Below are 12,737 nucleotides of genomic sequence, written 5' to 3'. Positions count from 1 at the left end.
ACGGTTTAGCGGCCCGTAAAGCGGGGTTTACGTTTTTCCCGGAAGGCGTCGAGGCCCTCCTGCCGGTCTTCCGTGCCAGCGAGTACCGTGAAGGCATGGCGTTCAAAACGCAGGCCTTCGGCAAGATTCATATCATTGGCCTTGCGCACAGATTCCTTGGTGAGGCGAACGGCAATGGGGGCTTTCCGGGCAATGGACTGTCCGATCTGGACGGCCCTCTCCAAGGTTAGTTCGGGTTGGCAGATTTCACTGACCAGGCCGGCCTGAAGGGCACGAGTTGCGCTGATGGGCTCGCCGGTAAGTGCCATGTGCATGGCCAGGGATTCGCCTACTTTGCGCACAAGCCGCTGGGTGCCACCCGCACCCGGCATAATGCCGAGATTGATTTCCGGCTGGCCGAAGCGGGCATTTTCGCCGGCAATGAGAATGTCGGCATGCATGGCCAATTCGCAGCCCCCGCCAAGCGCAAAGCCATTGACGGCCGCGATGATCGGTTTGGAGAAGCGGTCTATGCGCTGCCAGTGCGCGACTCTGGGATCTTCCAGGATGCCGACGAGGTCTCGTGCGGCCATTTCATTGATATCGGCGCCGGCCGCGAATGCCTTTTGGCTTCCGGTAATCACCACGGCCCGAGTGTCAGGGTCGGCCTCGGCGTCATCCAGCGCCCTGGACAAGTTGCCCAGAAGTTCAGTATTGAGGGCATTGAGCGCATCGGGACGATTCAGGGTGAAGACGCGAACCCCGTCCGCGGGTCCGTCGACGAGCAGGTTGTTTGGCATAAGCAATCCGGTGTGGCTTTGTTTTTGTTGGCAGCAGATCTGAGCTACTCGGAATCAGAGTTGCCACCAGGCGATGTTCGATTGACGAAGTGGCCGATTGGGAAAATAAGTATATCTTTTAATTGATACTCGTCAAGAATGCATGGGTCTAACTTTTGTATCACATTGGAAGGAGGGCTGCGTGGTTTTGTTAGTGTCTGATAAATCGATGAAAAATACGTTTTGAGCCAGGTTTAAGGGCGAATTGACCTAACTAAAAGCGGCTTCATGAATCCTGGTTCTGTGAAAAATGCCGCGAAAAACTATAAAGTTATCCAGAAAGTGAATCAGGAATTGTGATTGATTTGCTCGCCACAGCCAGAAAGAGGGAGGGGAAATGCCCAGTTTCAGTATAGAAGGTGTAAAGCCTGTTGTTCATCCGTCCGCTTACGTCCACCCGACAGCGATTCTTATTGGCGATGTCTGGGTGGGCCCGAACTGCTATGTGGGTCCGGCCGCCTCTCTACGGGGTGATTTTGGGCGTATCGTCTTAAAGGAAGGAGCGAACATTCAGGATACTTGCGTAACTCATGCCTTTCCCGGCAAGGATGTGGTTGTCGAGGTAAACGGTCATGTGGGGCATGGCGCCATCCTTCACGGATGCACGGTTGGCGAGGATGCCATGGTAGGGATGAATGCTGTGGTGATGGATGAGGCGGTTATTGCACCCCGATCCATCGTCGGTGCGTGTGCTTTTGTGAAGGCTGGATTTTCATGCGATCCCGGTTCCCTGATTGTGGGCTCTCCAGCCAAGGTGCTGCGGACCCTGAGTGACAAAGAGATTGCCTGGAAGCGGAAAGGGACCGAGGAGTACCAAAGGCTTACGACGCGCTGCCTCGAGACTGTCGAAGAGTGCGCGCCCCTTGCTGAAGCCGACCCGGAAAGGCCAAGGCTCGAAATGAGCGATTATCAGCCCAAACACGAGCAACCTTGAATTCGGTAACCGAACAGGCTTCGTGTCCAGATTTCGCAGTTACTAAAAAAGCCGGGCTTCGCCCGGCTTTTCAGGTTAAGACGGGGCAGGGTTAGCCGTTCCCTTTCTTCATCTCCTCATACTCTTCCTCAAAGAAAAACTTCTCTTCCCCGAACGCCGGCTCCAGCTCGTGCAGCCAGGTGGCGGTTTCGCTGTACTTGGCGAAGAACGGGCGTTGCACCCAGTCGGGGTTTCGGCCCTGAAGGAAGCGCAGGACGAAGACCTTCTCGCCGGCGATTTCCGCGATGCCCTGGATCTCAACCTTGCCCGGGCCTGCGCTCATGGACGGCCCGCGGGCGGTGCGTGCCAGACCGCTGACGCTCTTCATGGCCTCGCGGTAGATCTGGAACGCCTCGGCCAGAGGCACTTCGAAGTAGTTCTTGGCGCCGGTATCCCGCTCCACAAACATGTAGTAGGGAATGATGCCGAGCTGGACTTCCTTCTTCCACAGCTTGGCCCATGCCTCGGCATCGTCATTGACGTGCTTGATCAGCGGGCCCTGGGCACGGATTTCAGCACCGGTCGCGCGAATGCGGCGTATCGCCTCTTCGGCAATGTCGGTGGTGATTTCCTGCCAGTGGTTGTAATGGGCCATGATGGCGACGTGCTTGCCCGCATCCACGAGTTTGGCAAACAGATCGATCAGCTCGTCTGCATCCTTGTCGGTCACGAAGCGATAGGGCCAGAAGGTCAGCGCCTTGGTGCCGATGCGGATGGTCTGGATGTGGTCGAATTCCGGTTCAAGCAGGGGTTCGAGGTACTGGACCAGGTTCTTGGTCTTCATCACCATCGGATCGCCACCGGTGACCAGCAGATCCGTCACTTCGGTGTGTTCCTGCAGGTAGCCGTGCAGCTTTTCGGCTTCGGTGCTGGCCATCTTCAGGTCTTTATCGCCGACGAACTGCGCCCAGCGGAAGCAGAAGGTGCAGTAGGAGTGGCAAGTCTGGCCCTGGGCCGGGAAGAACAGGACGGTTTCCCGGTACTTGTGCTGAACGCCGTCCAGTACTTCGCCATCAAGCTCCGGCATGTTCATTTCCATCTGCCCGGCCGGATGCGGGTTCAGTTCGTCGCGGATTTCCTTGGCCACCGCCTGGATGTCCTTCTTGTCGGCACCGCTCCGGTGCATCTCGGCCATTCGCTCGTAATGCTCGTCTTTCAGCATGCCTTTCTGCGGAAAGACCAGTTGGTAAATCGGGTCGTTGGGAACCTTGTCCCAGTTGATCAGCTCGTTGATCACGTACTCATTTACCCGGAAGGGCAGCACGCTGGCCACGACCTTCATTTCGAACAGGGTTTCTTCGGGGAGGTTCTGGATGATCTCGATCTTGTCGAGCTGTCGGTCGGTGTAGACCTTGAAGCGCCGTTCTTCGAATTCGGTTGTGGGAATCCGATTCGGAAAGGTGACGATGGAATTCATAGATCGCCCTCTGAGTTGAGTGCCAATAGACAGGAGCGTGGGATTACCATCACTCCGCTGGTTAAAAAACGGGCAGGGGAGTATACATAAGTTGGTCTTTCTTTTCAGGTCTAATTAAAAAACCGTGTGCGACTCGAGGGTTATCGGCATCTTGTAAGCGAAAAAGTGCAGAAAATCGGCTAAATATCGCTAAAAGTCGTGATAGGTGCGGGTGAGCAATTTTTAGTGTGTGAACTAAATGCTCTTTGGTAGGAATACTACGACCTTGGTCTGAATATGGTTGTTTGATGGTCTAAATACAGTCATTATTCCGTAAGTAATCGCAAGTTATTTCATTTCAAGGGATTGGAATGCCTGTTCAGTTGAGCGTGCTAACGATAATGTAGTAAAAATACTACGTAAAGGCGGGGATCCCTCAGTTCCGGACGAGACCGGGTGCCCAGGGCCAAAAGCCGTTAACTTACAGGGTGATCGGGCGTGAATCGGACAGGAAAAGTGGGAAAGCTGTTCTATGCTTGATGGAGGTTCTGCGCGCTGTCTTGCGGCGCCACTGTCACGCGGATACACCCATAACAATACTCTGCAATCTATCGCAGCTAATCGACACCGCACGCGCCTGGCTGCTGATCGTGGCCCGCGCTGCACTCTTTGATGCCAAGGGGAGGGTTTGATGTACCAGGACGATGATCCCATTGAAACCAGTGAATGGCTGGACGCGCTCGAGTCTCTGATCGAGCAGGAAGGCGTTGACCGGGCCAAGTATATTCTCGAGAGGCTGTCCGAGCGGGCAAGCCGAGATGGCACCGAGCTGCCTTACTCCATTACCACGCCGTTCCGTAACAGCATTCCGGTGACTCAGGAAGCGAGGATGCCGGGCGACCTGTTTATGGAGCGTCGTATCCGGTCGCTCATTCGCTGGAATGCCATGGCGATGGTGCTTCGAGCCAATCAGCGTCCTGGCGAACTGGGCGGGCACGTCTCCTCCTTCTCCTCTGCGGCCACGCTCTACGACGTCGGCTTCAACTATTTCTTCCACGGCGGTGACGAAAAGCGGGAATCGGATCTGGTCTATTTCCAGGGCCACTCTTCCCCCGGCATCTACGCCCGGTCCTATCTGGAGGGCCGGTTTGAAGAGGAGCAGCTGGATAAATACCGGGAAGAGGTGGACGGCACAGGCCTTTCCTCGTACCCGCATCCGTGGCTGATGCCGGACTACTGGCAGTTCCCGACCGTTTCCATGGGCCTCGGCCCCATTCAGGCCATTTACCAGGCCCACGTCATGAAGTACCTGCACAGCCGCGAGCTGATTGACATGGGCGAGCGCAAGGTGTGGTGCTTTGTCGGTGATGGTGAATGCGATGAGCCGGAAACCCTGGGCTCCATTTCCATGGCGGGCCGGGAAAACCTGAGCAACCTGATCTTTGTTGTTAACTGCAATCTGCAGCGGCTGGACGGCCCGGTACGGGGCAATGGCAAGATTATCCAGGAGTTGGAGGGTATCTTCCGGGGTGCCGGTTGGAACGTGCTCAAGGTTGTCTGGGGCCGGATGTGGGATCCGCTGTTCGAGAAAGACAAAGACGGACTGATGCAGCGCGTGATGGACGAAGCCGTCGACGGCGATCTGCAGAACTTCAAGAGCAACGGCCCGGCGTATACCCGCAAGAACTTCTTCGGCAAGTACCCTGAGCTGTCCAAGCTGGTGGAGAATCTGTCGGACGAAGACATCAACAAACTCAACCGCGGCGGGCACGACCCGTACAAGATCTACGCGGCCTATCACAAGGCCGTGCACGATCACGGTAACCGGCCGACCGTTATCCTGGCCCATACCATCAAGGGGTACGGTTTCGGTACCGCCGGTGAGGCCCAGAACACTGCGCACTCCCTGAAGAAACTGGATCTGGATCAGCTCAAAGCGTTCCGTGACCGGTTCGGGGTGCCGTTGAAGGATGAGGAACTCGAGGAAGTTCCGTATTACCGTCCTGCCCCGGACAGCCCGGAAATGGTATACATGAAAAAGCGCCGGCAGGAACTGGGGGGCTTCTACCCGAAGCGTCGCAAGGATTGCCAGCGCCTGGAAACGCCGCCCCAGGACACCTTCAAGGCCCTGCTGGAAGGCTCCGGTGAGCGTGAGATTTCGACCACGATGGCCTTCGTTCGCATGTTGACGGCACTGACCAAGGACAAGCGGATTGGCAAGCGCGTCGTTCCGATTGTGCCCGATGAGGCGCGAACCTTTGGTATGGAGGGGATGTTCCGTCAGTTGGGGATCTACACCTCCGAAGGCCAGAAGTATGTGCCGGAAGACCGTGACCAGATCATGTACTACAAGGAAGATAAAAAGGGCCAGATCCTCGAGGAGGGGATCAACGAGGATGGCTCCATGGCGGCCTGGATGGCAGCGGCCACGTCCTACAGCACTAACAATTTCCCGCTGGTGCCGTTTTACATCTTCTACTCCATGTTCGGTTTCCAGCGGGTCGGTGACCTGGCTTGGGCCTCCGGTGACATCCAGGCGCGTGGCTTCCTGATCGGCGGCACAGCCGGTCGTACCACGCTCAACGGTGAGGGCTTGCAGCACCAGGATGGTCACAGCCATATCCTGGCCCAGACCATCCCCAGTTGTAAGGCCTACGATCCCGCGTACGGCTATGAGATGGCGATAGTGGTGCAGCATGGCATCAAGGAAATGTTTGAAGACAACCAGAACGTCTTCTACTACTTGACCATCGAAAACGAAAACTACCAGCAGCCGGCGATGCCCAAGGGCAAGAAAGTTGAGGACGGTATCATCAAGGGCATGTACCTGCTGGACTCGATCGAAACCAAGGGTCGCAAGAAGACGCCGCGGGTCCAGTTGCTGGGTTCCGGTGCCATTCTGAACGAGGTCCGGGCTGCAGCGGAGCTGCTGCAAGAGGACTTCGGTGTTGCCAGCGACGTCTGGAGCGTCACCAGCTTCAATGAACTGGCCCGTGATGGCCTGCACGTTGAGCGCTGGAATCGACTGCACCCGGATGATTCGCCGAAGAAGGCCTACATCACAGAGTGCCTGGAGAAGCAGCAGGGGCCGGTGGTGTCCTCCACCGACTACATCAAGCTGTTGTCCGAGCAGGTGCGCGCCTACATTCCCAAGACCTACCTGACCCTGGGCACCGACGGTTTCGGCCGGAGTGATACCCGTGAGAAGCTGCGCAGCCACTTTGAGGTGGACCGCTATCATGTGGCGGTCACCGCACTGACCGCTCTGGCACGGGATGGAGAGGTCAAGAATGACGTGGTTCTCGAAGCCATGCGGAAGTACGGAATCGATCGCAATAAAACGAACCCGGTGCTGAGCTAAGGAGACCGCCATGAGTGAGCAGGAAATCAAGGTTCCGGATCTCGGCGGTGCGGACGAGGTCGAGGTTATCGAGATCATCGTCAGCAAGGGGGATTCGGTTGAGGAAGAGGATCCCATCCTGACGGTAGAGTCCGACAAGGCGTCGGTCGAACTGCCGTCCCCGGGCGCCGGCAAAATCACCAGCATTACGGTGAAGGTTGGCGACAAGGTTAAGGAAGGCGATGTCGTCGGGACCATGGAGGCCGACAGCGGTGACTCGGGCTCGGACGAAGAGGCCGAAGACAAGCCCGACGAGAAGTCCGAGGAAGCGCCTGAGGCCAAGTCCGAGGACGAGTCTGAAAAAAGCAAACCGGCACCGAAAAAGTCCGGTGGGTCCCGGAAGGAAACCGTCAAGGTTCCGGCGCTCGACGGGTTCGATAACGTGCCGGTTATCGAGATCAATGTCGCCGAGGGTGATTCCATTGATGCCGACGATCCGCTGGTGACTGTCGAGTCCGACAAGGCGACCATGGAGATCCCTTCGCCCTTTGCCGGCAAGGTTGGCAAGATCCTGGTGTCCGACGGCGACAAGCTCTCCGAGGGCGATGATCTGATTGAGATGACCGTCGAGGATGAGGGAGGAGAGTCCGAAGGCGAGGTCGAATCAGAGGCGGAGCAGCCAGCGTCCAAAGACCAGGGCAAGTCTGAGGACAAGCCCAGGAAGCAGGAGGAGGCGCCGCAGCCCCAGGGCGCGACCTATGAACCGCCGGCGCCGGGCACGAAGGTTCACGCCGGCCCGGCCGTCCGTAAACTGGCCCGAGAGCTGGGTGCGGATCTGACCCGCGTCAAGGGCTCAGGGCCCAAGAGCCGGATCCTCAAGGACGACGTTCAGGCCTACGTGAAAAGCCAGTTGCGGCAGGCTCAGCAGGGCGGTGCGGTAGGCGCCGGTTCTGGAATTCCGGGCGTGAAGCTGCCTGATTTCAGCCAGTTCGGCGATATCGAGAAGGAAGCGATGTCCCGCATGATGGCGGCGACAGCCACCAACATGCAGCGAAGCTGGCTGAACGTGCCTCACGTTACCCAGTTCGAAGATGCGGATATCACCGACATGGAGGATTTCCGCAAGGCGCAGAAGGCGGCCGGCGAGAAAAAAGGCGTGAAGATGACGCCCCTTCCTTTCCTGCTGAAAGCCTGCGCTACCGCGCTGGCGGCGTTGCCACAGTTCAATGTCTCCCTGGACATGGACAGGAAGGAAGTGATCCGCAAGAAGTACATCCACATTGGCATTGCCGTGGACACGCCTAACGGGCTGATGGTTCCGGTAATTCGTGATGTGGACAAGAAAGGGCTCTGGGAGCTCGCGGCGGAGAGTGCCGATCTGGCTCAAAAAGCCCGTGACAAGCAGCTCAAACCTGCGGAAATGCAGGGTGCCTGTTTCACAATCACCAGTCTCGGTGGTATTGGTGGCACCGCGTTCACACCGATCGTAAATACGCCGGAAGTGGCGATCCTGGGCGTTTCCAAGGCGGCCATGAAGCCGGTTTGGGATGGCAAGGCCTTCCAGCCCCGGTTGATGCTGCCGTTGTCGCTGTCCTACGATCACCGTGCGGTGAACGGGGCGGACGCGGCGCGTTTCACGACGTTGCTGAGCCAGTTGCTGGGGGATATCCGGTCCCTGTTACTGTAACAGGCGATGGGCTCCGGCATTTTCCGGAAGTGAAAAAGCCGGGAGGGCATGACGCCCTCCCGGCTTTTTTTGTGTGGTCGGAATTCAGTTGGCGAAGAACATCCAGTCAAAGTAATCGTGCAGGTCCTGCATGGTTGCCGCTTCGTAAGGCTGGGTCAGTTCAAACAGCAGGTTCTGGTCTTTGGCTTTTTTCATCGTGTCACCTCATTGGTTAATAAGCTGAACAGGGCGGAGTGTCTCCGTCGCATTCCTTGCAAGGTATTTAAAGCATCAGCCATGCCAAAAAGGTCCAGCTGCTAAGTTTCTGAATTTATTAGGATGAAGTTTGGCGTAGCGTAGGGTGCGAGGGTGGTATGGTTCAAGACGGTGCCGTTTGCACCGGGATGGAACGAAAAAGCCCCGGCAAATGCCGGGGCCTTCCCTGAGTTAACTTCTAAAGGAGCTTAGAAGTTGTACTGCGCGGCAAACAGGATGCGGCTCGCATCGCCGTCGGTGCCATCAACGTTTTCACGGTCCAGCAGTGCGTATTCGACACCCATCATGACGTTCTTGACTGGTGTCCACTGGTAGTTGGCCATGATCGCAGAGTTGGTTTCACTCTGGTCAGCGACTGCAACGCCATCGGCTTCCGCGTCGTCCCAGTCAACGGTGACCATGCCGTAGCCGACGTTGATGCTGCGACCGCCGCCCAGGCTGATGCCGGTGCCAATGGTGCCGCCGTAGCCGGTGATGGTTTCGACATCACCAGAGGCTGGGTCAACATAGGCGCTGGCGGCACCGAAGTTCTCACCAGAGCGGTACAGGTAGCTGTTCGCGCCGTCAGTGTAGGACAGGCTGCCCTGGATGGTGAACATATCGGTCAGCGCGATCTTACCTGCGACGAAGGTCGCGAAACCGAAGGACGATTCATCGTTGGTGCCGTCGTCATAGCCCACCTGATGTGCCAGGACGGCTGCGGAGTACGACAGGCCGCCGGCGGAATCTTCCAGGCGAGCCGTCAGCGACGGCATGGACTGCTTCTGAATGCCGTTGGCTGCATCTGTTACGAAGCTGGAGCGCGGATCCTCAAGGGAGAGTGACAGCGGACCAGTGGTGTAACGAACCTGGGGGATGCGGCTCTGGTAGCCTGCTACGCCCGGAAGCGAGTCGAAGTCGAGGGTTGAGGTGTTGCCGACGAAACTGGTGTAGTTCGACCAGGTCTGACCGGCCAGAACGTTCATGTAGGAGCCGTAAGCGTGACGCAGACGGAGGCTGCCGCCGCCACCACCACGGAAGTCACCTTCCACGTTAACCATTACGCCTTCGGGGCTGGTGGCCTTAACGCCGATCCGGCTCTGGAAAGCGTCAGCGCCGAAGTGACCTTCGGCCGCGTTGTCGTTACCTGCGAGACCAGCGTAGGAGCCCGAACGGGTACTGAGCGCCTGGTTACTGTCGATATCGTAACTGGCGTTCAGGCGCGCGTAACCATAAACGGCCATGTCGTAATCGCCAGCGGTGAAGCTGACGGCGCCGGCTTGTCCAGCCACGCCCAATACTGCTGCTGCTGCCGTCGCACGAATTGCCGTTCTTAATTTGTTGCTTTGCATCGTTGTTGTCTCCACACATTATTGTTGTTGGACCCAGAAACAAGGTAGTTACGAATTTGTGACAATTCAAATGAATTCACACATTATTTAGACGAATGTCTATAGCCGCTTTTCCTTGTTTGACAGACATCTGCGGTTGATTAATTGGCGTACAATCGTTCCATGACCTCCGAAAGTACATATCTGCAAGACACCACTTTCGCGTTTCTCGACATCGAAACGACGGGAGGCAACTCTTCGCGTGACCGGATTACCGAGATTGGTATTCGTTTCTGGCGTGCCGGAGAAGCGGTTGGGGAGTGGCAGACCCTGTTGAATCCCGAGACTCGTATCTCCCGGTTTATAGAGAACTTTACGGGCATTTCCAATGAGATGGTATCGGACGCCCCGTTGTTCGCAGATGTTGCCGACGACCTGGAGGCGCAACTCGAGGGCACGGTGTTCGTTGCTCACAACGCCCGTTTTGACTACGGCTTTATCAAATCCGAGTTTCGCAGGCTGGGGCGCGTATTCTCCGCCAGGGTGCTGTGCACGGTAAAGTTGTCCCGCCGGCTTTACCCGGAATTTCACCGGCACAACATGGATGCCCTGATTGAGCGCCATGGGCTGGCCCGGGTGCAGCGTCACCGGGCCATGGGGGATGTCGAGGCGATGCTGTCGTTTTTCCTCCATGCCCGGATGGACAAAGGCGATGGGCGACTGGAGCAGGCAATCGGGGACCTGCTCCAGCGCCCAAGCATTCCCTCGCACCTGCCCCTGGATACGCTTAAGGACCTGCCGGTGGGGCCCGGTGTGTACCGGTTTTACGGTGAGAATGATGTGCTGCTCTATGTTGGCAAAAGCACCAGCATCGCCCAGCGGGTCGCTTCCCATTTTTCCGGAGATCACAACACCAGTCGCGGTGTACGGATGTCCGAGAGCCTCCGCAGGGTGGACTGGACCGAAACCGCCGGAGAATTGGGCGCGCTGCTGTTGGAGCTCAAACAGATCAAGACTTTGAAGCCGATGTTCAACCGTCGGTCCCGCGCTGCCAAAAACCTGGTGAGTATCGAGTTGAGCGAAAACGACGAAGGTTTCCTACAGGCGCGTCTGGTTCGGGAGATCGAGCCGCACCGGTTGGGTGACTATTTCGGTTTGTTCCGAAGCAAACGTGACGCCGAACGTGCGCTAAGCGGCATCGCCACGAAAAATGACTTGTGCAACCGCCTGCTGGGGCTGGAGCCTGATCATGCTGGCGCCTGTTTCCAGCGGGCACTCGGGCGCTGCAAGGGGGCCTGTGAAGGGCAGGAGGATGTGACCCGTTATAATCTTCGAACCCAGATCGCGTTCCACAGTTTGCGTTTGCAGACCTGGCCATGGAAAGGGCCGGTAGGCGTGGTCGAGCGCGACCGGTTGGCCGGGCGAACCGACATCCTGGTGGTCTATAACTGGATGCATGTCGCAACGGTGCATGAGGAGAGTGATGCCCATGAACTGTCCCTGCGAGGCCAGGCGGTCACGTTTGACCTGGATTCCTACAAGCTTCTCATCAAGGCGTTGATGGGGCGGGATGGCAGGGATCGGAAAATTATTGAATTGCCGGCGGTCGGTGAACCGGATGTTCTTATGCCCTGAGTGGCGTATCATAAAAGATGCATCCGCATACGTACTTACTTGCCCGGTGCGGTAACTTTACTATCGTAGTGCGTCCAACCGCGATTCCCGAGAGAGATTTATGAACAGAGAGCCCGTCACTCGCGAACTTTTCAATGAAGTCATGGTCCCCAATTACGCCCCCGGTTCAATCATTCCGGTTCGAGGCGAAGGCTCCCGCATCTGGGATCAGGAGGGTCGGGAATTCGTCGATCTCCAGGGCGGCATCGCGGTAACCTGTCTTGGGCATACCCATCCGGGTCTTCTCGGGGCATTGCAGGACCAGGCAGAAAAACTCTGGCACCTGTCCAATGTTATGACTAACGAGCCGGCGCTGCGTCTTGCCAAGACGCTGTGCGACCTCACCTTCGCCGAGCGTGTGTTCTTTGCAAACTCGGGCGGCGAAGCCAACGAGGCGGCATTCAAGCTGGCCCGTCGCTATGCCTGGGAGCATTACGGGCCCGAAAAGAACGAGATTATTTCCTTCAAGAATGCTTTCCACGGTCGCACCCTGTTCACCGTCAGTGTCGGTGGGCAGCCCAAGTATCTCGAAGGTTTCGAGCCGGCACCCGGTGGCATTCACCACGCTGATTTCAATGATCTGGAATCGGTGAAGAAGCTGATCTCTAAAGAGAAGACCTGTGCTGTGGTGGTCGAGCCGATTCAGGGTGAGGGCGGAGTCATGCCCGCGGATCCGGAATTCCTGAAGGGGCTGCGCCGACTGTGTGACGATAACAACGCCCTCCTGGTTTTCGATGAAGTCCAGTCCGGTGTGGGCCGGACCGGGCATCTGTACGCCTACGAAATGTATGGCGTGGTCCCCGATATCCTGTCCAGTGCCAAAGGATTGGGCGGTGGCTTCCCGGTTGCTGCCATGTTGACCACCGCCAAGGTGGCGGCCAGCCTCGGTGTGGGCACCCACGGCAGCACTTATGGCGGCAACGCGTTGGCCTGTGCCGTCGCGCAGAAAGTCGTCGACACGGTCAGTCAGCCAGATATTCTGAAGGGCGTGAAGGCCCGGTCGGATCGCCTGCGCAAGGGCATGATGGACATCGGGGAACGCTATGGCGTGTTCAGCGAGGTTCGTGGTGCGGGCCTGCTGCTGGGTTGTGTGCTGACCGAAGCGTGGAAGGGCAAGGCCAAGGATTTCCTCAACGCGGGTCTTGATGAAGGGGTGATGGTACTGGTGGCTGGCCCGAACGTTGTCCGTCTGGCGCCTTCGCTGATCATTCCGGAATCCGACATTGAAGATGCGCTTGAGCGATTTGAAACGGCGGTGAAGAAGCTGACGGCGTAAGGAGTCAA

Annotated in this window: 8 protein-coding genes; 5 read left to right on the top strand and 3 right to left on the bottom strand. The window is 57.4% G+C overall.

All coding sequences use genetic code 11. The features are described from left to right. Positions 1-5: 5 nt before the first annotated feature. Entirely contained in the window at positions 6-779 is a 774-nt protein-coding gene (gene paaF / locus K0B93_RS08845) for a 2,3-dehydroadipyl-CoA hydratase PaaF (protein ID WP_219866861.1), read from the bottom strand. 376 nt (positions 780-1,155) lie between these two features. Between paaF and paaY the strand changes: the two genes are divergently transcribed. Continuing rightward, complete coding sequence (gene paaY / locus K0B93_RS08840; RefSeq protein ID WP_219866860.1) at positions 1,156-1,752, top strand: phenylacetic acid degradation protein PaaY; 597 nt, start codon at positions 1,156-1,158, stop codon at positions 1,750-1,752. Between the two features lie 91 nt (positions 1,753-1,843). On the opposite strand, the gene K0B93_RS08835 is transcribed toward paaY, so the two are convergent. Further along, positions 1,844-3,208: a KamA family radical SAM protein gene (locus K0B93_RS08835; protein ID WP_219866859.1), complete on the bottom strand. Its 1,365-nt coding sequence runs from the start codon at positions 3,206-3,208 to the stop codon at positions 1,844-1,846. A gap of 670 nt (positions 3,209-3,878) precedes the next feature. Between K0B93_RS08835 and aceE the strand changes: the two genes are divergently transcribed. Both aceE and aceF read left to right on the top strand, forming a co-directional pair. After that, positions 3,879-6,548 carry a pyruvate dehydrogenase (acetyl-transferring), homodimeric type gene (gene aceE / locus K0B93_RS08830; RefSeq protein ID WP_219866858.1) on the top strand — a complete coding sequence of 890 codons (2,670 nt, stop codon included), beginning with the start codon at positions 3,879-3,881 and terminating at the stop codon, positions 6,546-6,548. Between the two features lie 10 nt (positions 6,549-6,558). Beyond that, on the top strand, positions 6,559-8,214 hold the full coding sequence (aceF, locus tag K0B93_RS08825) for a dihydrolipoyllysine-residue acetyltransferase (RefSeq protein ID WP_219866857.1): 1,656 nt from the start codon (positions 6,559-6,561) through the stop codon (positions 8,212-8,214). Between the two features lie 443 nt (positions 8,215-8,657). Here aceF and K0B93_RS08820 read toward each other — a convergent pair whose 3' ends face one another. Beyond that, the gene (locus K0B93_RS08820; protein ID WP_219866856.1) at positions 8,658-9,800 is read right to left on the bottom strand and encodes a DcaP family trimeric outer membrane transporter; all 1,143 of its coding nucleotides are present in this window, start codon (positions 9,798-9,800) and stop codon (positions 8,658-8,660) included. A 162-nt stretch (positions 9,801-9,962) separates the two neighbouring features. On the opposite strand from K0B93_RS08820, the gene K0B93_RS08815 reads away from it, so the two are divergent. Together K0B93_RS08815 and K0B93_RS08810 are read left to right on the top strand one after the other, a co-directional pair. Continuing rightward, positions 9,963-11,414, top strand: coding sequence for an exonuclease domain-containing protein (locus K0B93_RS08815; RefSeq protein WP_219866855.1), 1,452 nt, complete (start codon positions 9,963-9,965; stop codon positions 11,412-11,414). Positions 11,415-11,514: 100 nt separating this feature from the next. Beyond that, a complete protein-coding gene (locus tag K0B93_RS08810) occupies positions 11,515-12,729 on the top strand; it encodes an aspartate aminotransferase family protein (protein WP_219866854.1) in 1,215 nt (404 codons plus the stop codon). Positions 12,730-12,737 lie beyond the last annotated feature (8 nt).

Source organism: Marinobacter sp. F4218 (genome assembly GCF_019443085.1).
GTDB classification, from domain to species: Bacteria; Pseudomonadota; Gammaproteobacteria; order Pseudomonadales; family Oleiphilaceae; genus Marinobacter; species Marinobacter albus.
This window is presented reverse-complemented; position numbering and strand designations above follow the sequence as displayed.

What these genes read in the sequence shown, in the direction of transcription:
- paaF (WP_219866861.1), bottom strand. Translation starts at nt 779, where the DNA reads ATGCCAAACAACCTGCTCGTCGACGGACCCGCGGACGGGGTTCGCGTC.
- paaY (WP_219866860.1), top strand. Translation starts at nt 1,156, where the DNA reads ATGCCCAGTTTCAGTATAGAAGGTGTAAAGCCTGTTGTTCATCCGTCC.
- K0B93_RS08835 (WP_219866859.1), bottom strand. Translation starts at nt 3,208, where the DNA reads ATGAATTCCATCGTCACCTTTCCGAATCGGATTCCCACAACCGAATTC.
- aceE (WP_219866858.1), top strand. Translation starts at nt 3,879, where the DNA reads ATGTACCAGGACGATGATCCCATTGAAACCAGTGAATGGCTGGACGCG.
- aceF (WP_219866857.1), top strand. Translation starts at nt 6,559, where the DNA reads ATGAGTGAGCAGGAAATCAAGGTTCCGGATCTCGGCGGTGCGGACGAG.
- K0B93_RS08820 (WP_219866856.1), bottom strand. Translation starts at nt 9,800, where the DNA reads ATGCAAAGCAACAAATTAAGAACGGCAATTCGTGCGACGGCAGCAGCA.
- K0B93_RS08815 (WP_219866855.1), top strand. Translation starts at nt 9,963, where the DNA reads ATGACCTCCGAAAGTACATATCTGCAAGACACCACTTTCGCGTTTCTC.
- K0B93_RS08810 (WP_219866854.1), top strand. Translation starts at nt 11,515, where the DNA reads ATGAACAGAGAGCCCGTCACTCGCGAACTTTTCAATGAAGTCATGGTC.